The organism is Zobellia sp. 1_MG-2023 (genome assembly GCF_030549125.1).
GTDB classification, from domain to species: domain Bacteria; phylum Bacteroidota; class Bacteroidia; order Flavobacteriales; family Flavobacteriaceae; genus Zobellia; species Zobellia russellii.
On record NZ_JAUOSY010000001.1, the window covers coordinates 673487 to 698773 of the forward strand.

General features: G+C 40.6%; 20 protein-coding genes. 5 read left to right on the plus strand and 15 right to left on the minus strand.

Features of this window, described 5'->3' with window-relative positions:
- Positions 1-2 precede the first annotated feature (2 nt).
- The 11 genes from Q4597_RS02725 to cobA form a co-directional block, all read right to left on the minus strand.
- On the minus strand, positions 3-3533 hold the full coding sequence (locus Q4597_RS02725; RefSeq protein WP_303404645.1) for a nitrate reductase: 3531 nt from the start codon (positions 3531-3533) through the stop codon (positions 3-5).
- A 141-nt stretch (positions 3534-3674) separates the two neighbouring features.
- Complete coding sequence (locus Q4597_RS02730) at positions 3675-5018, minus strand: alpha-amylase family glycosyl hydrolase (protein WP_303404646.1); 1344 nt, start codon at positions 5016-5018, stop codon at positions 3675-3677.
- Positions 5019-5057: 39 nt separating this feature from the next.
- Entirely contained in the window at positions 5058-5729 is a 672-nt protein-coding gene (locus Q4597_RS02735) for a response regulator transcription factor (protein ID WP_215913509.1), read from the minus strand.
- Positions 5730-5876: 147 nt separating this feature from the next.
- Positions 5877-7181 (minus strand): alginate export family protein, encoded by a 1305-nt coding sequence (locus Q4597_RS02740; protein ID WP_303404647.1) that lies wholly within the window; start codon positions 7179-7181, stop codon positions 5877-5879.
- A 44-nt stretch (positions 7182-7225) separates the two neighbouring features.
- Positions 7226-8053, minus strand: coding sequence for an ABC transporter ATP-binding protein (locus Q4597_RS02745; RefSeq protein ID WP_155601150.1), 828 nt, complete (start codon positions 8051-8053; stop codon positions 7226-7228).
- A gap of 10 nt (positions 8054-8063) precedes the next feature.
- Complete coding sequence (locus Q4597_RS02750; protein ID WP_215436932.1) at positions 8064-8903, minus strand: ABC transporter ATP-binding protein; 840 nt, start codon at positions 8901-8903, stop codon at positions 8064-8066.
- 18 nt (positions 8904-8921) lie between these two features.
- Complete coding sequence (locus tag Q4597_RS02755) at positions 8922-10022, minus strand: ABC transporter permease (RefSeq protein WP_303404648.1); 1101 nt, start codon at positions 10020-10022, stop codon at positions 8922-8924.
- Positions 10023-10060: 38 nt separating this feature from the next.
- Entirely contained in the window at positions 10061-11443 is a 1383-nt protein-coding gene (locus Q4597_RS02760; RefSeq protein ID WP_303404649.1) for a CmpA/NrtA family ABC transporter substrate-binding protein, read from the minus strand.
- Positions 11444-11696: 253 nt separating this feature from the next.
- Entirely contained in the window at positions 11697-12455 is a 759-nt protein-coding gene (locus tag Q4597_RS02765; protein WP_303404650.1) for a Crp/Fnr family transcriptional regulator, read from the minus strand.
- A gap of 9 nt (positions 12456-12464) precedes the next feature.
- On the minus strand, positions 12465-13886 hold the full coding sequence (locus tag Q4597_RS02770) for an MFS transporter (RefSeq protein WP_303404651.1): 1422 nt from the start codon (positions 13884-13886) through the stop codon (positions 12465-12467).
- Positions 13887-14162: 276 nt separating this feature from the next.
- Positions 14163-14936, minus strand: coding sequence for a uroporphyrinogen-III C-methyltransferase (gene cobA, locus Q4597_RS02775; protein WP_303404652.1), 774 nt, complete (start codon positions 14934-14936; stop codon positions 14163-14165).
- 124 nt (positions 14937-15060) lie between these two features.
- Here cobA and nirB point away from each other — a divergent pair, with 124 nt between their 5' ends.
- From nirB to Q4597_RS02800, 5 genes are all read left to right on the plus strand, one after another.
- Entirely contained in the window at positions 15061-17577 is a 2517-nt protein-coding gene (gene nirB / locus Q4597_RS02780) for a nitrite reductase large subunit NirB (RefSeq protein WP_303404653.1), read from the plus strand.
- A gap of 62 nt (positions 17578-17639) precedes the next feature.
- Positions 17640-18017 carry a nitrite reductase small subunit NirD gene (nirD, locus tag Q4597_RS02785; protein WP_215913502.1) on the plus strand — a complete coding sequence of 126 codons (378 nt, stop codon included), beginning with the start codon at positions 17640-17642 and terminating at the stop codon, positions 18015-18017.
- A gap of 97 nt (positions 18018-18114) precedes the next feature.
- The gene (locus Q4597_RS02790) at positions 18115-18708 is read left to right on the plus strand and encodes a DUF4202 domain-containing protein (RefSeq protein WP_215436911.1); all 594 of its coding nucleotides are present in this window, start codon (positions 18115-18117) and stop codon (positions 18706-18708) included.
- A gap of 30 nt (positions 18709-18738) precedes the next feature.
- The gene (locus Q4597_RS02795; protein WP_215913500.1) at positions 18739-20589 is read left to right on the plus strand and encodes an ATP-binding protein; all 1851 of its coding nucleotides are present in this window, start codon (positions 18739-18741) and stop codon (positions 20587-20589) included.
- The gene (locus Q4597_RS02800) at positions 20576-21169 is read left to right on the plus strand and encodes a bifunctional precorrin-2 dehydrogenase/sirohydrochlorin ferrochelatase (RefSeq protein ID WP_303404654.1); all 594 of its coding nucleotides are present in this window, start codon (positions 20576-20578) and stop codon (positions 21167-21169) included. Before Q4597_RS02795 ends, Q4597_RS02800 begins: the two co-directional genes overlap by 14 nt.
- Before the next feature lie 12 nt (positions 21170-21181).
- Here Q4597_RS02800 and Q4597_RS02805 read toward each other — a convergent pair whose 3' ends face one another.
- The 4 genes from Q4597_RS02805 to Q4597_RS02820 form a co-directional block, all read right to left on the minus strand.
- On the minus strand, positions 21182-21637 hold the full coding sequence (locus Q4597_RS02805; RefSeq protein WP_289037663.1) for a hypothetical protein: 456 nt from the start codon (positions 21635-21637) through the stop codon (positions 21182-21184).
- A gap of 124 nt (positions 21638-21761) precedes the next feature.
- Positions 21762-22763, minus strand: coding sequence for an LLM class flavin-dependent oxidoreductase (locus tag Q4597_RS02810; protein WP_303404811.1), 1002 nt, complete (start codon positions 22761-22763; stop codon positions 21762-21764).
- Between the two features lie 215 nt (positions 22764-22978).
- Positions 22979-24004, minus strand: a complete 1026-nt coding sequence (locus tag Q4597_RS02815; RefSeq protein ID WP_303404655.1) for a Gfo/Idh/MocA family protein — start codon at positions 24002-24004, stop codon at positions 22979-22981.
- A 9-nt stretch (positions 24005-24013) separates the two neighbouring features.
- The gene (locus Q4597_RS02820; protein WP_215913496.1) at positions 24014-25282 is read right to left on the minus strand and encodes an MFS transporter; all 1269 of its coding nucleotides are present in this window, start codon (positions 25280-25282) and stop codon (positions 24014-24016) included.
- Between the last annotated feature and the right edge of the window lie 5 nt (positions 25283-25287).

A 25287-nucleotide genomic window follows, 5' to 3' on the forward strand; every position in this document is an offset into this window, starting at 1 on the left:
TTTTAATTTGCTAATTGTAGTTGTTTGTCCAATATGGCCTTCACTTCCGGTTTGCAACTGCCACATCCTAAACCTGCTCCCGTTTCCGAGCATAACATGTTAAACTCTGAGCAACCACCGGCAATGGCGTCAATAACATTTCCCTCTCCGACCTGACTGCAAGAACATACCAATTTTCCCTTTAGAGGAACGGAAGTAGTTGCCCCTCTAAGCAATTCGTTTCGTTTTTCGGACAGTTCTATTTCTTCTTCTATCAGACGTTTAAACTCGGCAAACTCATTTTTATCGCCCATTAAAATCGCGCCTTTCAACGTATCGTCCTTTACAATGCACTTTTTGTAGAAGCGCTTGCTCACATCCATCAAAATAATCTCTTCGTAACTACTGTCGTCCGATGGTGCATTTACCATACCAATACTACACAGGTCAAGATTTTCGAACTTCAGGATATTCATAAGAACTGAGCCATTATAGATACTGCTATAATCGCCTAAAATATAGTTAGCGGCAATATCTGCCTGTTGTTCTGCGGCCGATGTTATTCCAAAAAGCGAATTATTGAACTCCGCTATTTCGCCCAAGGCAAAAATAGATGGGTTATTGGTCTGCAAATATGAATTTACCAGAACACCCCTTCTTGTTATTAAATCGGCCTTTTTTGCCAATTCAATATTCGGCCTTGTTCCTATAGCGTAAACAATGGCATTACACTGAATGGTACGACCTGTTTTAAGGTTTACCAACAACCTAAACGGATTCTCTTTTTCCTCAAACACCGTACTGACTTCATTATCAAAATACAGGTTGATGTTCCTTTCGGTGACATCTTCCGCTAGAAGTCTACTTGCCACCCGATCCAGCTGACGCTCCATTAAACGCGGTGCCCTTTGTACAATACTTATATTGATGTCTATCTTTTTAAGTGCCGCGGCCAATTCCAGTCCTAACAGACCTCCACCAACAATTACTACATGTTGTTCTGTTGCCGGCAATCCTGTTTTTTGGAGGTATTGTTTCAGTTTGTCCGCATCTCCCCTTTCGCGCATGGTAAACCGCCCCGGGAGGTCTATTTGTACCTCACTTGGTACAAAAGCACGGCTACCTGTGGCCATGACCAGCAAATCGTACGAATGTATCAATCCATCACTATCGGTAACCTGCTTCATCGTTGCATTTACGTCACTAATCCCAATTCCCGAGTGCAAGTTGACGTTCAGCTTTTGTAATTCTCCAGATTTTAACTTCTCCAATGCTTCCCAAGAAAGCTCATCGCTTACATATTCCGGCAATAGTACCCTGTTATAAAAGGGGTCCTTTTCTTTGGAAAACACATGCAATTCGTCTTTTTTATTTTTCTCCCGATAGGATTGAATAAACCTGTATGCAGCCGCACCTGCCCCGATAACAATTATTTTTTGAACCGGTTTTACGAACTTCTCTACCTGAACTGCACAGTATTTAAAATCGGGCTCTTTAGAAACTGGGTCAACAATATCATTGGTAAGGTTATTGGCCCTGCCAAAATCATTATTCAGGACTTTCCCCCAGTGCATAGGAAGAAAAACAACACGTTCGCGAATATCAAAATTGATTTTCACTTTTACCTGAACTTCGCCCCTTCTACTTTTAATAACCGCAATATCCCCCTCTTTTAACTTGCGCAGATAGGCATCTACCTTGTTCATTTCTAAATAGGGCTGCGGAATATGGGTCAATAAACGTTTTACTTTTCCGGTTTTGGTTCGGGTATGCCACTGATCTCTTACCCTTCCTGTATTTAACACTAAAGGGAAATCAATATCTGTTTCCTCAGATTTATTATATAGACTCTGTGGCGCATTAAAATGTGCCTTTTTATCATTTGTATGGAAGTTAAAATCTGTAAACAAACGCGGTGTTCCCGGATGGGTCTTGTGGGGAACCGGCCATTGAAAGCTACCTTCGTTTTTTAATCTTTCATAAGACAGACCTGTAATATCAATATTGGTACCTTTGGTCAAAAGGCAGTGCTCATCATAAACTTCGCTTGCATTGGCGTAATCAAAACCTTCATAACCCATGGCCTGGGCAAAACGCCAAAGAATTTCGGCATCTGGCAATGCTTCTCCCGGTGCATCAATAACCTTTGGTAAATAACTGATCCGTCTTTCCGAATTGGTCATCGTACCTTCTTTCTCCAACCAGCCGGCCGCAGGCAATAAAAGATCGGCAAATTTTGTGGTTTCCGAATTATGGCTAATATCCTGAACTACTACAAAAGCCGCATTTTTAAGGGCCTTTTCAACTTTCTTTACGTTGGGCATACTCACAGCCGGATTTGTACAAATAATCCAAATTGCCTTTAGTTTTCCACTTTCTAGCGCATCAAACATTTCTGTTGCAGTATAACCCGGTTCCGAATTGATTTCCTTTCCTCCCCAAAAATCCGAAACCTCTTTCCGGTGCTGCGGATTGCCCAAGTCTTTATGCGCGGCCAAAAGACTGGCCATACCACCTACTTCACGGCCACCCATAGCGTTGGGCTGCCCCGTTAATGAAAATGGCCCACAACCCGGTTTTCCTATTTGCCCTGTTAACAAAGAAAGATTCAACAAAGACACATTTTTAGAAACTCCTATTACACTTTGGTTAAGCCCCATCGTCCACATACTAATGAACTTATTGGCGTCTCCAATATATTGTGCCGCCTTCCGGATATCCGAAACGGGAACGCCACATTTTTCGGACGCCTGCCTAAGGGTAAGGGTAAAAGCACTTTCCTTGCAAGCCTCAAAATTTGAGGTGTGTTTTTTAATAAAATTCTTATCTATTTTTTTCTTTTCGATGAGCCATCTTGCCATGGCATTAAAAAGGATAACATCTGTTCCCGGAAGGATTTGTAAATGTATATCTGCCGAAGCACATGTCTGCGTTTTTCGCGGGTCTACAACAATTATTTTTACGTTGGGATTTGCTTCTTTGTGCTGTTCCAAACGTCTATAGAGAATAGGATGGCACCAAGCAGGGTTGGCTCCAGCAATCAAAAAACAGTCTGCCAGTTCAATGTCTTCATACGAAATAGGAACAGAATCCTCGCCCAAAGTTTTTTTATAGCCTACCACGGCAGAGCTCATACAAAGCCTACTGTTGGTATCTACATTATTGGTTCCAATAAAGCCCTTGGTAATCTTGTTCACCAAATAATATTCCTCAGTAAGACATTGTCCGGATACGTAGAAACCGACACTATCCGGCCCATGTTTGGCAATAATGCTCTTAAAAACGGCTGCGGCACGCTCAAAAGCGGTGTCCCAAGCTACTTTTTGCAACGGGTGATTCCTACTCCATCGCATTTGCGGATGCATAATCCGGTCGCTGGTATCTTGGGCAACATAATTCAAGTTTCTTCCTTTAGAGCATAACATACCCTTGTTGGAAGGGTAATCAGGGTCTCCGTCTACCTCAATTTTCCCTTTATTATCAACATCTACCAATATACCGCAACCTACACCACAGTAGGAACAAACGGTTTTATGTGTTTTCTTTTTTAACATTGCTTTTCCTTTTTGATGTAAACACCAAAATTAGATACAGCAAGTTATAAAATTACGTATATATACGTAGTGTTTTTTTCGTAATAGTTTGATGTTTTAATCGCACATCAATAAAAAAAGTGCCCTCTAGCTACTTTTCGATCAATGATACAGGATACGGCCCCAACATGGTGGAACCTCCACAGAAAGACCTGTTTTGTTGGGTATTAGACAATATTCTGGGTTAAGAAAATCCGTAAAACCCTTGGCAAGCAGACCTTTTACGGGAATGTTTACCTTAACAGGTTGGTTAGACATATTTACAATAACGACCACTGTTCCATCCTTTTCTTTTCTAGAAAAGGCATATTGTTCTTTTTTAACCAGCAAAGTTTCATACTTACCCGTAGAAAGCGCCTTACATTTTTTACGTGCGCCAATAAATTGCTGTATAGCATCTAATAACTTTGGGTGTTTTGCTTGTTTTTTTAGGTTTTTCAGCTCTACACTTGGGCGCAGCAAATCATCACTATGTGCGGACTTTTTCCCTTCAAAACCCCACTCACTCCCGTAGTAAATGGCAGGTATTCCCGGAAGCATAAATAGTAATAAGTATAGAGGGAATAAATGTTCGGGTTTCTTTAAAGTACTGGCGGCACGGTTAACGTCATGGTTGTCTACAAAAGAATAGAGCGCCAAATCTTTATAAATTCCCTTAGGACCAAAATCCCGTTCAACAGTTTCGGAAATTTTACTGAAGTCCTTTAAATTAAAACTTTCATAAATAGGCGTGTGGTAATCGTAATTGGTAACGGAATCTAACATTCTATCATTGGCCCACCGGTTATAATTGCCATGAACCACCTCACCCATTAACCAAAAATGAGGGTTTCGTTTTTTACAAAAGCGCGCAAGTTCTTTCATAAAGTCAAAATCCAACACATCTGCGGTATCTAAGCGTAGGCCATCAATTTTATAGATGTCCATCCATTTGGCAACGGCACCTAAAAGATAATCCCGAACCTCCTTATTTTTAAGATTGAGTTTTACCAATTGATAATAGCCGGCCCAAGTGTCATAGGTAAACGGGTCTTCTAACAGGCTACGCTTCCCAAAATCTACATTAGAAAACCAATTGATATATGTTGAATTCTTTCCTAACTTCTTAAGGTCTTTAAATGCAAAGAAATCTCTTCCTACGTGGTTGAAAACACCATCTAAAACTACACTAATACCCAGCTCATGTGCATCTTTTACCAAAGCAATCAAGGCAGCGTCATCACCTAACCTTCGGTCTACTTTATAATAATCCACGGTATCATACCCATGGCTAGATGATTCAAAAACAGGACCAATATAAAGCGCGTTGCAACCCAGCTCCTTTATATGCGACAACCAAACGTTGAGCACCGAAAGTCTATTAATGCTGACCGAAACCAAATCGTTGGTTTTATCCGCGCCCAGAAGACCCAAGGGATAGATATGATAAAAAATGGCGTGGTCCATATGTGCAAATGGGTACCGAATAAATTTAGAACAGCAGTGCTACACCAAATTAAACTGTTGCGCTTTTTTTGAAAGGTCGATTAGGTTTTTGACTTCCATCTTACGCATAAGGTTAAACCTATGTGTCTCCACTGTACGTTTACTGTTCTGCAATTTTTCGGAAATCTGCTTATTGGTCAAACCGGACAAAACCAATTTTAATACTTGGAGTTCTTTATTGGTCAAATCAAAAGGAATATTTGTAGGTGTAGCTTTTTTAGGACTTTCAACAGTATTAGTAGTGGAGCTCAATAAACTATTGACCAAAACATTTGAAATATCGCCACTATAGTATTTGCCCCCTTCCCGCACGGCATGAATGGCTTTAAGAAATTCTGTTTTCCCTGTGTCTTTTAACAAATAGCCTAGTGCACCGGCCTTAACAGACTTAAGAATATACTCCTCCGAATCGTGCATAGAAAGGATGATACATTTTACAGGCGAGTTTTGAGCGCTCAGTTTTTCAACAGCCTCTATTCCTGTCATGCGTGGCATTCTAATATCTATAATCAATAGATCGGGCGAGTTCTTATTCACCATTTCAATGGCCTCGATACCGTCGGAAGCTTCGGCAATAACTTTTAAATCAGATTCACTCTCCAATAAAGACCTGATACCATCACGAACCAAAGAATGGTCATCCGCTAAAATAATACTTGTTGTTTGATCCAAAATATGCGTAATTATACGTACAAATATAATCGATTTTTATAAAGGGAGTTACACAAGCTACTATACCGATTTAAAATCTGTTTAAAACAAAAGAACCGCCACAACAAAAAGGTTGTAACGGCCCTATCGAAGCATCTTAAAATAATTTTATTGCTTGGCCGTATTTAAAAATTTAGGCTTCATAGTTAACTGCACCCAAGCCCAATTTTGTGCGCTAGAGGCGTCTGCTTCTGTTACTCCTTTTAATTCATACATGCCATCACTAGCAAACATTTGGGAATAGCCTATGGCCAACCCGTATCCTTTAAAGGTCTTTGCAAAAACCAAATCAACTTCCGTACCTAGGGACTTCTCGCCACTTGGCAACTCCTGCTCGCCACTAAAGTTCAAAACCTTTACCATTAAACTAGAGGTCTCGCCCAAAGCGAACTTAGCACTGGCATGAATATCCGTTAGCCCAACGGAATTAGCATGGTTGCCTACGTAGAAGTAATCCATAAACCCATTAAATTTATGGTTGGTTCCGTAAAGCGGAAAGAAAGCTTCGGTCTTATCCGTAGTACTGGTGTCATTTCCACTAATGATTTCGGCCCCTAACCCCAAGGAAACACCTTTAGACACCTTGTAGGTCAAGTCCAATCCTAAAAGATATGCTCCGCTGACATCTATACTATTTTGACGTTCACCAGTCTGCAAATAGGCGTTAAGCGCTGCTCCAAAACTTCCTTTTTTATAGTTTAAATGTGTACCCAGCGTAACCAAATTGCTTACACCATCTGCAACTTGAGCATCTGCATCTCCTGTAAAATTTTGAAAACCATTGTTCATTATCAATCCGCTTGCGGAAAATGCTTCTCCTTTATGTCTCAAATAGAGGTATTGCATGCTTTTGTACGAGAAAAACCCAGTAGTATTATAGGCCGTACCAACTGATTGAAACCCTCCCGGATTTCCAGTAGTTGCCGTAAAGTCCTGATTAAAGGCAAGACCCAGGTCCATCATAAATTTACCTTTTTTGTATTGCAACAAAGCTGCATCATGGTTACGTGCCTGCATAGCCCAATCAACACCACCTAGGATTCTTTGATCATCGTAAACAAGCATTTGGCGACCTATTTTAGTGGAAAAACCTTCCGCTAATTTAATATCTGCCCATGCTTGAAAGACAGAAAACGAATTGTTGCTATCCTCAGGTTTTAGTTGCCTGTTCTCTCCCCAGACCATAACATCTTGCAAGCTCATGTAAAATTTAAAAGCTTCGGTTTGATAACCGGCGTTTAGTCGTAAACGTGTTGCAATAGCAAAGCCAGGGTCTAGGGCATCGGGGATAATGCTACCAAAACCATTACGGTATTCTGTACGGGGCTTAAATTCGCCATCGAGAACAAATTGCGCAGATGCAAATTGAATCGTAAGCATCAATACAAATAATAGGGTGTACTGTTTTTTCATAATATAGGTCTTAATGTGTGATTGTATTAGTGTTTAGTTATGGTTTAATGTTCTAAGAAGTCTATTAAGTGTTTTCGGTATGTATAGTAATCATCATGTTCCAATACGGATTTTCTGGTTCTAGGCCTTTCAAATTCAATATCTAGGATGTCGCCTATTTTAGCCCTTGGCCCGCTGGTCATCATTACCACACGGTCCGCCAAGAAAATCGCTTCATCCACATCATGGGTGATCATTACCGCCGTAATTTTTTCTTTGTTCCAGATTTCAATCAGAATATCCTGTAATTCACCACGGGTAAGCGAGTCTAGCATACCAAATGGTTCATCTAGAAGTAATACCTTAGGTTTAATGGCAAAAGCCCTAGCGATACCAACCCTTTGTTGCATACCTTGGGAAAGTTCAGATGCTTTCTTGCCAAAAGCACCGTCCAGACCCACTTTATGAAGGTAGTATTTAGCTATATCTTGACGCTGTGCCTTTGTAGCATGTGGAAAAACTTGATTCACGCCTAGCAGCACATTTTCAAGCGCTGTCATCCAGGGCATAAGACTTGGTGATTGAAAGATAACGCCCCTATCCGGCCCAGGTCCTTTAACCGGATTGCCCAAAACGGATATATTTCCACCTGAAATAGGGTTAAGGCCGGCTATCATTGAAAGCATAGTGGTCTTACCACATCCGGAATGGCCGATTATGGTGACAAATTCCTCTTTCATTATCTGAAGGTTCAAATGTTCCAGTACCACATAATCTCCTTTTGGTGTGGGGTATACTTTCTTAAGATCGTTTAGATCTAACATTACCTGAGACGGATAAAAAATACCGTTCTCCGTTGTTCCCAACTCTGTTTTTTCTATTGTTTCGGACATAGTTCTAGGTTTAGGCTACAAAACTTTTAGGTGCTATTTCTGGAAGGATGTAATCCTGTTGTGAAACCGATTTTCTTTGGTCTCCGATATCCATCAAATACTCGATAATGGCATTCCTTGTTTTCTTGTAATTTGGATTATCGTTCATGGCCGTCTTATCCCTAGGCCGTTCAATATCTATTTTAAACTCTGGTCCTAGCGTAGCATTTGGACCCGGTTTTAAAGGAATAATCCTATCTGCCATGTAGATACCCTCATCTACATCATTGGTTATCAACAATGCCGTACGTTTATCCTTGCTCCAGATATTTAGGATTTCATCTTGAAGGTTGCCACGCGTTAAAGCATCCAGAGCACCTAAAGGCTCATCCATGATTATCATTTCAGGATTCATGGCCAATGCCCTGGCAACCGATACACGTTGCCTCATTCCTCCTGATAGTTCTTTAGGTCTTTTATTTATAGCAGGGCTTAGACTTACCATTTCCACATAATCGCTAACGCGTTTCTTCAACTCTGCTTTGCTCAACTTTGGAAAAGCTTCTTTGACCGCCATATACACATTTTGCCCAACGGTTAGCCACGGTAGCAAAGAATAGTTTTGGAAAATAACGCCTCTTTCATGACTGGTATCTACAACCGGACTTCCTTTAAAGAGAACTTCTCCACTTGTAGGCTTTAATAATCCGTTGATAAGGTTTACCAATGTAGTTTTTCCACTTCCGGTAAAGCCTACGATGGCAACAAATTCCCCTTCTTCTATCGTTAGGTTGATGTCGGATAATACGTTTGTAACGTTCTCATCCGTACCATAACTCTTGTATACATTGTTTAATTCTAAATATGCCATTTGTTATGATTTTAAGGGTTATGCCATTTCATTTTTGTTGAAAGAAACCAAGTTCTGCACGGAGAGCATTATCCTGTCCAAAAGGAATCCGATGATACCGATTACGAACATCGCAACGATGATTTTTGCGTTGGAGTCATTGGCCCCGTTCTGAAACTCTTCCCAAACAAAAAGTCCCAACCCTTGACTTTGTGCCAATAGCTCAATTGCTATAAGTACCATCCACGCTACGGAAAGCGTAATACGCAGACCGGTAAATATCAATGGGAGGGAAGATGGTAAAATCACCTTAAAGACTTTTTGAAAAGTGCCCAATTTTAAAACTTTGGCAACGTTGATATAGTCTTTGTCTACCGAGGATACACCCATAGCAGTATTTACCAAGGTGGCCCACATGGCACAGAGACCTACACTTATAAAGGATATTACAAATGCGTTATCCGAACTGTCTCCTATGTAAAGGGTCTTTACGATCATAAAGACCAACAAATACCAAACCACGGGGGATACTGGTTTGAAGATTTGAATGAACCAGTTGAATGCGCTGCGCAGAGATGGGCTCAACCCTATGATAATACCGATTGGTACAGCAATTAAAAGTGCTAATAAGAATCCCGCAAAAACTGTTTTTATACTTGTAAGAACGATATCCACAAAAGAAGCTCGGCCTGTGTAAACAATAGCATCCTTGCCTTGTGCTACCAACTTAGCATTGGTTGCAGCCATCTTTTCCTCAAAGGCCGCCTTATCCGCAGTTATAACTTTGTGATCTGCAATTAGAGATTGAAGCGAACTCCATACTTGAGAAGGAGAAGGCAGCGTATTAGGTTGGCAACTACTTTCTCCGGATGCGATACATGCACGCTCTGCATCCGCAGCTTCCTGCCCACGCTCCGTTAGCGCCTTTTCAATTTTATAGGCTGCTTCCTTGTTGTATAGTGCTTTTGACCCTAAGTGCCATAATCCCAAGAACAATAGAACGGACAATACGGTAATACCTGTTTTCTTCAAGGATGAAAAAATATCTCCCTTTTGAAATTTAGGGGTAAGCTTAGCTACCACCGGCTTTAAGAATGCAAGTCCTTGACCTTCCTTTTTAAGTGTTATATCTTGTTCCATAATACATTAATTTTGCTTCGATTTACTTACTCTGTATCTTAATCCTTGTTTCCTATGGAGAAACTATTGATATATCCTATCGGATTTTTTGCATCAAACGAAGTTCCGTCTATAAAGTCTGTAGTTGCTGGTTTGTATCCGTCCGTATCAGGAACATCACTGGATGGAATTTGACCTTCCGCCACTAAAAGTTCCGCAGCTTTTTTCCAGATGTCAGGACGATAGATATCCTTGATCGTTTCACCATACCACTCAGCTGATTTTGTTTCTGGAATCTGTCCCCATCTACGCATTTGAGTTAAGAACCAAATACCGTCCGAGTAAAAAGGATATGTAGCATTGTACTTGTAGAAAACATTAAAATCAGGCATCTCACGCTTATCTCCTTTTTCAAATTCAAACGTACCGGTCATGGAGTTTGCCAAAACCTCTTCAGGTGCACCAACATACTGAGACATTGAAAGTATTTTTACGGCTTCGGCCCTGTTAGATGGCTCATCTAACCATTTTCCTGCTCGTATCAAGGCCTTTGTAACAGCTATGGCCGTATTTGGATTTTCATTTACAAATTTCTCCGTCATAACAAACACTTTCTCCGGGTTGTTCTTCCAGATATCGTAATTAGTAGTTACAGGTACACCAATACCTTTAAATACCGCTTGTTGGTTCCATGGCTCTCCTACACAGTAACCATATATAGTTCCTGACTCCAATGTAGCTGGCATCTGTGGCGGTGGTGTTACGGACAACAACACTTCAGCATCTATCTGGCCCTGTACGTTATCCGCAGTATACATACCTGGGTGAATACCCGCTGCTGCCAACCAATAGCGAATTTCATAGTTATGTGTAGATACAGGGAACACCATTCCCATTTTGAACGGTTTACCACTATTCTTATACTCGGTAATAACTGGTTTAAGAGCGTCTGCCTTAATCGGGTGTATAGGTTTCCCCTCTGAATCTGCCGGTACATTTGGCTTCATTTTAGACCAAACGTCATTGGACACCGTGATTCCATTACCATTTAAATCCATTGAAAAAGGAGTTACCAATTTGGCTTGTCTACCAAAACCGGCTCCAGCTGCAATCGGTTGTCCCGCCAACATATGAGAACCGTCTAATTGACCATCTATAACTCGATCTAAAACGTTTTTCCAGTTAGATTGTGCTTCTACGGAAACAAACAGTCCTTCATCTTCAAAGAAGCCCTTTTCCTTGGCTATGGCCAAAGGAGCCATATCTGTTAACTTTATAAAACCGAAAGTCAATTGCGGTTTCTCAATATCCAACATCTTTGTTTTTGATGCCACCGCTTCTTCCGTAGAAGCTTCGGTCTTTTTTGCTTCTTTTCCTCCACAAGCCATCACAACTGCAGCCAAACTCGCAAACAATGATGCTTTTGTAAAAATGGTTTTCATATTCAATTGGTTTTAATTAAACTACGTATTAATACTTATTCTTGACAAATGTATACGTAATTGTTTGATCTACATATGGTATATCATAGGTTAAACCCTCTTTTTACACCAGCTTCAAACCTGCCAAAACACAGGTTTATGTTATTTAATGCTGAATTCCAACATGTTAGACACATCTACCTATTTGAGTATAGATACGTAGTGGTACGGATTAATAAATATTGAGTAATTGTAGGGAAAGTGTACGGTTTACTTAACTGTCCAAATAAAAGTTATGCTCGGATATTTCCCGTTTGAGAAGCGAGCTATCAATAATTTCAACACGCTTGCCTTTTGTGTTAATCAAATTATCCTTCTTTAGTGCAGAGAATACTCGTATAACTTGCTCTTCCGTAGTTCCGGCATAATTTGCATACTCCCTTCTACTTAAAGCGACATTGATAAAATTATTTTTTCTACCAAATTTACGCTCTATATAAATCAGGGTATCTATGACACGCTCACGCACAGTCATCTGTGAAATTGATTTTACTTTAGCCTCACTTCTATTGAGCTCATTGGCATAAAATAACATGAGATCATATGTAAAATTGGGAGCTGTTAATAGTACTTTTTGCAGGTTTTCTTTTGAGAAGTAACAAAGGTTGGTATCCTCTAGGGCCATAGCACCAATACTATAGTATTCGTGGGTTCCAAACCCCCTATGCCCAATTATTTCACCAAAGTTGGCAAAGCGAACGATTTGCTCCCTTCCGTTAATACCGGTTCTAAAAACCTTAACTTTTCCAGATTGAATAAAGAACAAGCCGTTTACGGGAGCTCCTTCCATAATAAATTGCTGGCTCTTTTTACAAGTGAACTCCCTCTTTTCCTCAACAAATTCCGATACCAATGCACTAAGTCTTAAGTTTCTTTTAATAAGACAACCACTATTTGTACAGTCCTCACAAGAAGTGTGGGCCAATTTTTTCTTGGTTCGAGCCGTATTCGTATTTGCCTGTGTAGAAATCATATTGACTTTTTACTTATTCGCTACAGCAAACTTAGGCGTATTGGCCTTGTTCATTTCTAAAGCCGTAGCCTTCTCGTCTTCTGTGGAAAATTTTATTGCTAGCGATAGACCAGCTGCAACAACAACACAAATTCCTATAATAAAGTACCCACCTGATACTGCTGTAGAAGCTGCCGCGGATTGCGCTGCCCTAACCGCCTCTTCTCCCAAGTTTGTATTTGCGGCTATCGCTTGGGTTTCGGCCAAAGCGGATTGTGATTTGAGAAACATTGCCGCAACAAAGGCCCCAACGTTTCCGCCAGCTCCTACAATTCCCGAAATAGAACCAATTGCTTTTTTATTAATGAACGGCACAACGGAAAAAGTAGCTCCTTCAGCCATCTGAACGGATAGACTAAACGCTATCAAAAATAAGATACCAAAGGCAATACTTGTAGTAGTTGAAAATATGGTAAGCATACAACCTTCTATAGCTAAAATTATCCCCAAGAACACAACTCTACCTCGCAATCCTTTCATTTTCCCGAATCTATCTCCAAAGAAACCTCCCAAGGTTCTTGCAAAAATATTCATTAAGGCAAACGATAAAACCAGATTACCCGCCGTAGAGCGCATTAGGCCAAACGTATTTTGCAAATAATCATCCATTGTTCCATATACGGTAAGCTCCATTCCAAAAGAGGCAGCATATACTACAAATAGTATCCACACCCGATAATCCTTTAAAACACTTACAAAGCTTTCTTCATCTTTCTTAAGTTTGGGCATCTTACCCTCTTTCTTAAGCTGAGCAAAATTACCTTCCGGAGTGTCCTGTGTAAAAAAGTAATAAACCACTCCCATTAGCATTGCAATTACACCGGCAATTACCATAGAATAACGCCATGCTACCTCATCCGCAACGCCAAAACTCACCACGGCAGCCGCAATTAAGGGCATTCCCAAACGGTTGGCGCCACCTCCTAAATTTCCCCAACCTGCAGATGTAGCATTGGCCGTACCCACAATATTAGGAGCGAACATTATAGAAGTATGAAACTGGGTAATTACAAACGATGCCCCAATAAAGCCAATGAACAAACGGCAAATTAAAAATTGAGCAGGTGTTTGAACGAATCCAAGTAATATAACAGGTATAGCTCCTATAAGAAGTAAATACGTATAACATAATCTGGGACCATATTTATCACATAATTTCCCAATGAGAAGGCGTGCGAACACCGTTCCGGTTACCGCCAATATAATAGAGTTCCATTTCTGCTCAGGAGTAAGCCCTAAGTCCTTTACAACATCCGGCATGAACGGTACAATACCAAACCATGCGAAAAAACAGATAAAGAATGCTACCGAAGTTATCCAAAACGTACGAATGGGCATACTTTTAATATTTCCGAGTTTTAAGCTGGTCGCTTTTTTAGATTGTGTTTCCATAATACAAATGTTTTAGGTTAAACAATATTCAAAACTACGTATATTTATACGTATTACTACGTATGTTTTTAAAATATGTCACATTTCTAAGTATTTTTACGAAACCAAAAAATATATTGAACCAAAAAACAGATATCTAAAAAAAAGTGCTGTATAAAATGACAATATCATATTCCCGCCAAAAAAAGAGCTCTGCAATATGCCTTACACAGACACCATACAGAGCTTTTAGCAGAGGCTTCAGTACAAAATATACGTACGTAACCTATTTAGATTTTAGAAGCTAGAATGAAGTACACGCTGCACTTCTTCCTCAAAAAAACCGGGATGCTCGGCCACTACATCACCTATTACTATAATACCGGGTTTAGAGCGATCAATACTAGATTTCCCTGAAGCCATACTACCCAATGTACCCACAATACAGGATTCATTTGGCATCGTGCCATTTTGAATTACAGCCATTGGAGTTAAAGACCCCCTATATTTATTGACCTCTCTAATTATTTCCGATAATTTTCTCACTCCCATTAGTATAACCATAGTTGCGGAAGACTGCGAAGCGAACTTTAAATCTTCTGAGAACGAACCATCTCTTTTTGTTGCCGTCATTACCCAAAAACTACTACTAACACCTCTCTGCGTCATAGGTATTCCTTGACTAGACGGAACAGCTATAGTACTGGAAACTCCAGGTACCACGGTTACAGGAATACCAAAAGATTCCACATAGGCTATCTCTTCATGGGCCCTACCAAAAACAAATGGGTCGCCCCCTTTTAAGCGAACTACATGACCACTCTCAAATGCTTTTTCTACTATTAGGATATTAATATCATCTTGATTGAACGAATGCATCCCACATCGTTTACCTACGTATATTTTTGGAATACCGGCATCAATCTGTTTTAATAATTCTTCATCTATTAATGCGTCGTACAAAACCACATTGGCCGACCTTAAAGCCTTTAAACCCCTTATGGTAATAAGGTCTGCGCTTCCCGGACCCGCTCCTATCAATGTAACTTTTGGCTCTTTTACTGTTTTCATAACTAGCAGTTTTAAAGGATTGTTTTAGTAATTCCTCAACAAAACTACGTAATTATTTCGATAAAAACAGATGTTTTATACGTATTTATACGTAATATTGCTAAGTAGTTTAAAATCGAAGCCTATGAAAACCATTATTGTTGTCGGAAACGGCATGGTCGGATATAAGTTCTGTGAGAAAATCGCAGCCCGAGAAGAATCTGAAAATTTTAAGATTATCGTTTTCGGTGAGGAACCAAGAGCGGCATACGATCGTGTACACTTAAGCGAGTTCTTTGGAAATAGGGATGCCAAAGCCTTGGAACTTGCCCCTATGAGCTGGTATACAGAAAATAAGATAGAACTGATCGTTAATGAACGTGTTACGGACATTCACCGTAAAACAAAAACGATAACCACAGGAAGCGATAAAGAATATGCATACGACTACTTAGTACTGGCCACAGGCTCAAGTCCTTTTGTACCTCCTATAAACGGAGTAGAGAAAGAAGGTGTCTTCGTATACCGCACCATAGAGGACCTGGAAGCCATGCTCAACTATGCGGAAAAGATTAAAGCAAAAAAATCTAATGGTCGTGCGGCAATATTAGGCGGTGGTCTTTTGGGATTAGAAGCAGGTAAAGCCGTGATGGACATGGGTCTTGAACCCCATGTTGTAGAGTATGCCCCTAAACTTATGCCAAGACAACTGGATTCCCGAAGTAGCAATGTCCTTCAACTTACCTTAGAGAATATGGGCATTAACATACATTCCGGAAAAGCTACAAACCGTATTCTAGGAAACGGGGCCATTACAGGAATGGACTTTGGCGAAGATGATACCTTAGAAGTAGACATGCTCGTAATTTCAGCAGGTATTAGACCTCGTGATGAACTCGGAAAAACTTGTAATCTAGAAATGGGAGTTCGCGGTGGCATTGTTGTAAATGACAGAATGCAGACCTCAGACCCTAATATATTCGCTATTGGCGAAGTGGCATTGTACAACCAAATGATTTACGGACTCGTAGCCCCAGGTTATGAAATGGCCGAAGTGGCCGTAAACCAAATTATAGAGAGCTCCGAAGTGGTTATGCGTTCAGAAATTGATATGTCCACAAAACTAAAACTGATCGGTGTTGACGTGGCTAGTTTTGGAATACCTTATATGCCTGCGGACAAGGGCCTTTCTATTATTTATGAGAACAAGACCAAAGGGTTGTACAAACGTATAAACGTAAGTCACGATGGCAAAACCCTATTAGGAGGAATTATGGTAGGCGATGCAGAGGATTATAGCATTCTACACCAAATGTACCTTAACAATATTCCTTTGCCCGATAATGCCGAAGAGCTCATTGTTGGTGCCCGTGGCGAAGGAGGTTCCGCATTTGGCAGCGCCATGGATTTACCGGACACGGCCGTAATCTGTTCCTGTGAAGCTGTTACCAAAGGAGCCGTTTGCTGTTCCGTAATAGACGATGGCAATGAAACCGTAAAGGACGTAGCCAAAGCTACCAAAGCCACAACAGGCTGTGGAGGATGTAAGCCCATGGTTGCCGATCTGGTAAAAGAAAGCCTAAAAAGCTTAGGAAAAACGGTTAAAGAAAGCATCTGCGAGCATTTTGACTACTCCAGACAAGAACTTTTTGATATTGTTAAGCTCAAGGATATTAAAGATTATGACCAATTGCTGGACGAAGTAGGAAAAGGACATGGCTGTGAGGTCTGCAAACCCTTGGCCGCTTCAATTTTTGCCAGTATATACAATGAAACGGCCAACCGTCAAGAAACCATACAGGATAGCAACGATCGTTATTTGGCCAATATACAGCGTAACGGAACCTACTCAGTTGTTCCTAGGGTAGCTGGAGGTGAAATTTCGCCCAAGCAGTTAATGGCCATGGGTAGGATTGCCAAGAAGTACGACTTGTACACAAAAATAACGGGAGGACAACGTATTGATATGTTCGGTGCTAAATTGCACGAGCTGCCCCTTATTTGGGAAGAACTTATTGCCGAAGGTTTTGAAACCGGTCAGGCTTATGGAAAATCGCTACGTACGGTAAAGAGTTGTGTTGGTTCTACATGGTGCCGATACGGAATGGACGAAAGCGTAAGTTTTGCCATTGAAATTGAAAACAGGTACAAGGGTATACGCTCTCCCCATAAATTTAAAGGCGGGGTATCTGGATGCATCCGCGAATGTGCCGAAGCCCGAGGCAAAGATTTTGGATTCATTGCCGTTGAAGGCGGGTGGAATGTTTACGTAGGCGGAAACGGTGGGGCCAATCCAAAACATGCCGAGCTACTGGCCGAAAAAGTGGACAAGGAAACTGCCATTACATATGTAGACCGTTTTATGATGTTCTATATAAAAACAGCTCCGCCACTTACAAGAACCGCGGCTTGGCTAGACAAACTGGAAGGCGGTATTACCTATCTTAAAAACGTAGTTATCAATGACTCACTAGGTATTGTGGAAGAATTGGATGCCGATATGCAAAAATTTGTTGATACCTATAAATGTGAGTGGAAAGAAGCCGTAGAAACTCCAGAAATAAGGGAACGGTATACCCACTTCATTAACTCGGACGAACCGGATGATAATATAGAATTCGTATCGCTTCGTGATCAAAAGATGCCTAAAGAATGGGCTTAATAGAACTTGAAAATCACGAAAAAAAGTGACAAACAGAGTAATCCCAAACTAAAAACAACATTATGATCGCAAATCTAAGTACATATGAAACCGTACAGCCAGATAACGTAAAAGTCTGGTTTAAAGCAGGACCCGCCAGTAAATTCCCAAAAAATGGCGGGGCATGTATAAAATATAAGGACAAACAAATTGCCATTTTCAATTTTACACGCCAAGCCACTTGGTACGCGTGCCAGAATCTTTGCCCGCATAAAATGGAAATGGTCCTTTCCCGTGGAATGATCGGAGAGGAAGATATGCAACCAAAAGTAGCATGTCCGCTTCATAAGAATACGTTTTCGCTAAAAACAGGAGAAAACCTAAACGGGAGCTTGGATGCCATTGCCACCTACCCGGTTAAGGTAGAAGGGGAATTTGTGTTCGTTGGCTTTTCGGAATAAGTGATTTTTTCGGCAAATCTTTAGAAAGACGTTATAGCCATGCAATAGATTCTCTACAGGTCTCAAGGTATTTGTATCTTAGACCAAAATTAAACTTATGGCCATTTCCGATAAATTACAGCAAGCCTTTTCTTTGTTCGATAAGGCAAACGAGCAAGATCCCCATACAGAAATAACCCCTTCAGGGAAAACATATCCCAAAGAATTGCTTTATGCACTTCGTATGACGGAAAAACTGAACGACTTTGCCCCCAAAGCATCAGAAGCCTTGCAATTAACGGCAAGATGTCAACATATATGCAGATGGGAAATTCCACGGGAATCTTATGAAATGAACCGTACGGGGTATCTTAAATGGCGCCAGGACCTAAAAAAATTCCATGCCCAAAAAGCTTCTGCTATTCTTGAAGAAGTGGGTTACGATCAAGAAACCATTGAGAAGGTCGCTTTTTTATTGGAGAAGAAACAATTAAAGAAAAATGAGGACACACAAACCTTAGAAGATGTTATTTGCTTGGTGTTCCTTGAGCATTATTTTGAGCCCTTTGCGTCTCAGCACGATGAGGCCAAGGTAATTGACATTCTTCAAAAAACATGGCGAAAAATGTCCGAAGAAGGGCATGAAGCCGCATTAAAACTGCCCCTTTCCAAGAATTCACTGGAGTTGGTTTCAAAAGCCATTGCAGGTTAATTTAAGGAATAGCAATAGTACCCATGTACCATGTCAAAAGAAAAAAGCCAATTACCGCTTGACTCTGAAACCTTTCTAAGTATAAGAAAGTGGTACCTATGGGCTTTGGCCGGTATTGCAATTACCATTATAGTCTCTCAAATTCTTATTCAGTTGCACCTTAATTCGCAGCTGAGTGATTCGCGAGTCATTAACGTGGCGGGTTTCCAACGGGCCTATAGTCAAAAATTGACCAAAGAATTATTGCTCATAAAAGATGCGTTTCCAAATAATTCCATTACCAAAAATGTAACGGCCCTCTCTAAAACCATTTCAATTTGGAAACACTCCCATTTGGCATTACAGAACGGAGATGCGGAAATAGGAATTCCTAAAGAGACCCATGTTGAAATACTAGAGTTATTCCAGAAGCTAGAACCCCATCATGCGGCGATGGTAGGAGCCGCAGAAAAGATAATCCAATCCTACCATGATAAAAGTCTAGACAAGGCTAATTTAGAAGAAAATGTTGCTGTAGTTCTCCAAAATGAGAATAGTTTTCTTCAATTGATGGACGATATCGTAAACCAATATGACCAACGGAGCAAGGAACAGTTAAAAATCCTTAAGCGAAAAGAATATGTTCTACTTGGCATTTCATTGCTCATATTATTGCTAGAAATATTGTTCATTTTTCGTCCTCTTTCTTTACAAATTAGAAAGACCATTGGCGATTTAATGCAAAACCAAGTAAACTCGGAAGCACGGGCAAAAGAGGTTCAGCAGCTTTATTCGGAAAAGGAAAAATCCCTTCAGGAACTACAGGAGCTTAACTTTGTAATAGACAATGCCGCATTGTTTGCCAGTACCAGAAAAGATGGGAGCATCGTTTTTATAAGTAAAAAATTCCTAGAGCTATTAGGGATAACCGAAAAGCAACTGAACAAGCCTCTTTCCGAAATTTTAACCGCCGATCAAGGCCAGCAAGAATACCTTAGGGAGGTTCTAAAGAACAATAGAAAAAACGTAATCCGTACAGAAGAGATTAAAATAACTACCCTAAAAGGAAAACACTTTTGGCTGGATATGTCCATAGTACCCATGCATCAATCCAGTAGACAACAGAGTATTCTAATTCTTTGTTCGGATATTACGGAACGGAAAGAAAACAGCATAAAAGTAGAGCAGCTTACCCAACAGAACTTTGAAGCCCGCATGTTACAGAAAAAAGTACAGGCAAGCCAAATTGTTGAGGGCCAGGAAGAAGAGAGAAAACGGATTGCAAAGGACATTCATGATGGTATTGGCCAAATGTTGACCGCCCTAAAATTCAATATAGAATCTATTGACCCTGAAAACAAGGCTAAGACCATTGAAAAGATTGCCTATTTAAAAACTTTGACTTCAGATTTGATAAAGGGTGTGCGCACGGCAACTTTTAACCTAACACCACCGGAACTGAGCGATCACGGTATTTTTCCGGCACTTCAAAAAATGACTGCCGAGCTTTCTAAACTCACGGGTAAAACTATTCTTTTTGATAACCGTACCGATGAACACATTAGGTTTGACTCCTTGGCCGAAACCAATGTCTATAGAGTAGTACAAGAGGCGGTAAACAATGCCATAAAATATGCCGAAGCCAATTATATTTTGGTGACCATTAATTATAAAGATGATATCTTAAGTGTTGTTATTGACGATGACGGCAAAGGTTTTGACGATTCTATTTTGGGTCAAGTACCTAAAAACAATAGTGAAGGCGGAATGGGACTCTTTTTTATGAAAGAGCGCATAGACTATATTAACGGTAGGCTATTTATAAATTCTATTCCCGGCGAAGGCACTCGTGTCACTATAAATTATAAAACAGAAAAAGAAGAAGAACATGGAGCGGAATGAACTGTACCCCGTATTTCTTAAAGTATCCAATCTAAATATTTTAATCGTGGGCGGCGGAAACGTAGCCTTGGAAAAATTGACTTTCCTATTAAAGTCAAGTCCTAGTGCTCAAGTGGAAATGGTATCCCCTTTCTATAGGGAAGAAACTATTGCTCTCGCGACCAAATTTGGCATTGTTATGCATTTAAGCGACTACAATAAATCTTTCTTAAAAAGCAAACACATGGTCGTTGCTACTACCGATAAGGTAAAAGTAAACGAACAAGTATACCATGATTGTAGGGTGGAGAGCATCTTGGTAAACGTAGCGGATAACCCTCCTTTCTGTGATTTTTATATGGGCGGAATCGTTACCAAAGGAAACGTAAAAGTGGCTATTTCTACTAACGGAAAATCGCCCACCACAGCTAAACGTTTGCGTCAGTTTTTTGAGGATGTCATTCCTGAAAATATAGACGACCTGGTGAAGAACCTCAACGAATTTAGAAAAACAATTAAAGGCGACTTTGAAGAAAAAGTAGAAACATTAAACGAGTTTACCAAAGGTTTGGTAAGCAAAAAAGACAAGGACCCTAACTAAGCCTATACACGATTACAAAGTGTACCACGTTGCCCAAAGCCTAAAAACAAAGGTTGCCCCAAGGCCAAAAATGATATGGGCACCCACTAGCTGAATTAGAAACAGTTGCAATTCTATTTTGGGCGGAGCGCTATGAAACCGTATCATGGTCAACCAACCCAGCACACCAAATAACCCCAATATACATCCAAGAACAATGGCCAACCACCACGTAGGGTGGTTTTCCGTTGAACAGAAATAGGCGGCCATGGCCCCTGCAAAAAGAAAGCCCGTTAGATAGTGGAATATCCAGCCCCAAATGCTATCCTCTGCAACTTCAATGTCTAAGCGTTTGGAACGATCCAAGAATTTATTAAGAAGTTTGGGCTCGCCAAGTTCAGCATCGCATAATTGCCCCACCAAATAACTGAAAGCAGTCATCAAAGTAGTACCAACAAGCCCTGCTAAAAGAATTTTTGACAACTCCATTTGGGTAGGTTTAAAGTATCCAAAGAAAGGTAATCAATTCAAAATTAGTTAATTCAAATAAACAAAAATCTTTCGCAATCGAATATGCGGAGCAGGTATCTATCTTTTTAACACCTCGGTTTCCCTATAATTCCTGCATAACCTCGGAAAAAAGTCGGAATGAATTTATTCTATCTTGCTGATTATAAATATGTGAGACCGCAATAATCTCGTTTACGCCCGTCTGTTTTATAAATTCCGCTGTTTTCTCTTTTACCGTAGCTTTACTTCCCACAAAAGCATACTTCAACATTCGCTGAAAAGCAGGGTCTACGGAAATCTGTTTAAGCTCTGCCGTCATTTTCACCGGCGGTTGCATATAATCTATCTTTCCTGTCATCACGCCCAACATTAAGCGCAACATAGAAGTAGAAATGGTATCTGCCTCCTCATCGGTTTCTGCTGCTACAACATTTACACCCGCCATGGTATACGGCTCGTTCAGGTATTTTGAAGGCTGAAAATTATTATAATAAATGTGCAGGGCCTCTTGGAGCTGACTAGGAGCAAAGTGACTTGCGAACACATACGGAAGCCCTTCTTTTGCCGCTAAATGGGCACTATCCGTACTGGAACCCAAAATATAGATGGGCACCTCTACGCCTTCGGCAATGGGAACCCTAACTTTGGCATTTTGGTTCTCTTTTGAAAAATACTGCTGAATGTTATGCATTTCTTCAGGAAAACGATACACGGCCTGCATTCTATCCGGACGAATGGCATTTGCCGTTACCTGATCCGTACCAGGAGCTCTACCCAACCCTAAATCTATCCGATCAGGATATAATGACGCCAAGGTACCAAACTGCTCCGCTATGAGCAGAGATGAATGGTTGGGCAACATAATACCCCCGGAACCAACACGTATTTTTTTGGTTCCTCCGGCAATATGCCCGATAAGTACTGTAGTTGCAGAACTGGCAATGCTTAACATGTTATGGTGTTCGGCCAACCAAAAACGGTTGTATCCAAACTCCTCGGCCTTTTGTGCCAATTCAAGACTATTATCAAAAACTTCCTTTGGCTTAAAACCGGCTCCAACGGTTGCCAATTCTAATATGGAATATGGTATCTTCTTATCTGTCATCTTCATTACGATATACGTTCAAAATTGTGAAATAAACCCCTCTTAAAACCTACAAACGCCAGACTATAAAACTTCAAACCAATGTAGTCTAGAGGTTTGCAAAAAGTTAGCTGTAAGAAGAACATATAAGTCGATACAAAGGTGATAAACTTACGGCGTAAATAACAGTATGGCCGTTGTAAATCCCAACCAAAAATTAACCCAAAAAAATAAATTTAAACCTGAAGCGGAAGACCCTTTCGGCTGGATTCGTAGATTTTCTCCAAAACCGAAATATTAGGAATATAATTAGAAACATCCGTTTCAAAAGGCGCTCCAGATTGGAGGTTTGCAATAAAGTGTTGTTGGGTAGCAAAGACACAATCGCCTGCAAAGTTCTGTTTCTTCAAGGTATACTGATGCGGACGTTCTTTCTCGCCTAAAAGTTGAACCGTAATCTTACCGTCATCATAAAGTCGTAAACTACCTTTGTCCCCTTCAATAAGTACGGCACCAAAAGTTAACCTTGGATCTTCGGAAGTGTTTTCATTGTACCTATTGGCATCCAAAAAGCCCAAGCTTCCGTTCGCAAAATCAAAATTTACCCAAGCAAAATCTTCGCCTTTAATGTTGTTGTTAAGCGTTCTGAGTTTAGCGTATACCTGTGTGATTTCTCCTGCCAAGTATCTGAACACGTCTATAAAGTGAATTCCTGTTTCGTAGATGAGCAAACGCTCCATTTCCCTAAAATAGGGCTGTCTATTCATATAGGCATCGGTCTGCCAACCGTCTCCCATTCGCATTCGCAAATTTATGGTGTGTAATTTGGAACCAATTGTTCCTACGTCCAAAAGCTTTTTGAGTTCCCGGTGCCAAGGCTGAAACCGGAAATTTTCGTGTACCATCATCCTAACCTCCGAACCTGCAATAAGCGCTTCAATCTCTTGGACTTCTTCTAAAGTAGGTGCCAAAGGTTTTTGACAAATGATATGAATGTTATGTGCCGCCGCTAATTTACAAAGCTCTAAATGACTTTCGGGAGGTGTAATAATATCTACAAAGTCCGGCTTTTCATTCCGGAACATTTCCTCAACGCTAGAATAGGCCTGCTTAAAACCATAGGTGTCAACTATATCCTCCGCTCGTTCTTTCACCGAATCGCAAACACCAACAATATCAACCGCATCAATTCTTTTCCAAGCTTCAAAATGAAACTGGCTAAAATAGCCAGCACCTATACAAACTCCCTTTAATTTTGCCATGCTCCCTATTTAATACGTACTAAAATGCCTTTGAGGCTTCATATTGAACCACATTACAATTGCAATAGTATTCAATACTGCGCCCACTACAAAGAACGGCGTGGTAGATTCTGTCCAAGACTGCAGGTATGGAAACGCCAATGCGGTCAAAAATGCTCCAATATTTCCGGCCATGTTCATTGTACCGGATACGGCACCGGAATGTTCTTTTCCAATATCTACACAAAAGGCCCAAGAAGACGGCAATGTCATATCGGCACCAAAAATAGCCAGACTTAAAAATAGGATTGCGCCTTCAACAGTATCCATATAAATACTTCCAATAAGTCCTACAGCGGCTAGAAAGAACCCAATTGATGCCGGAACAATACGAGACATGTCCCAGTTCCCCTTTTTATAAATACGATCACTTAGGGCCCCGGAAGTCCAATTTCCAAAAGCACCAAAAACCAAAGGTATTGCTGTGTATATGCCAGCTTCCATAGTATTTAGGCCGTACTCACTCTTAACATGAGGAAACAGCCATGTAAGGGCAAAGAAAAAGGTGAAATTGCTGCAAAAGTATTGCCCCATGGCCAACCATATATTTTTGGATTTTAACAGGTCTCCCATGTTAATTTTTTCGGCCTTTACTTTAGTATTTTGTTGTTGTCTTGTTGATAGGATAAATTCCTTTTCTTTATCCGAAACATGGGGATGTTCTTCCGGCATATCCCTAAAAAGCACATACCAAGCAACGGCCCAAAGTACCCCTATAACACCTAAAATAACAAAGGAGACCCTCCATCCAAAATCATCTATCATCCAAGCTACTACGGGAAGTGCAAATGCCGCGCCTAACCTAGAACCCGAAAAATTAATGCCGGTTACAAGACCTCTTTCCTGTAGAGGAATCCACGTATAAATAGCTCGAGACATACCTGGAAAGGCACCGGCCTCTCCCGCCCCAAAAAGAAAGCGGACAATCAGAAGTGATATAAAGTTAAACGCTGCTCCCGTTAAAGCCGTAAAAACGGACCATATAGCTACAATTGCAGAAAGTACTTTACGCGGTCCCAAAGAATCTGACAGCATACCGGCCGGAGTTTGAAAAAGGGCATACCCTAGAGAAAAAGCCGCTAGGACCCAACCCATTTGTTTATCACTCAAGTCCAACATTGCAGAAATGGGCTCCTTGGCCACAGAAATACAGACACGATCTACATAAAGAAGCAAGGCCAGCAGAAATGTACCTGCCACCATAAAATACCTTTTAGGAAAATAGCCTTGTGTCTTCATATTTT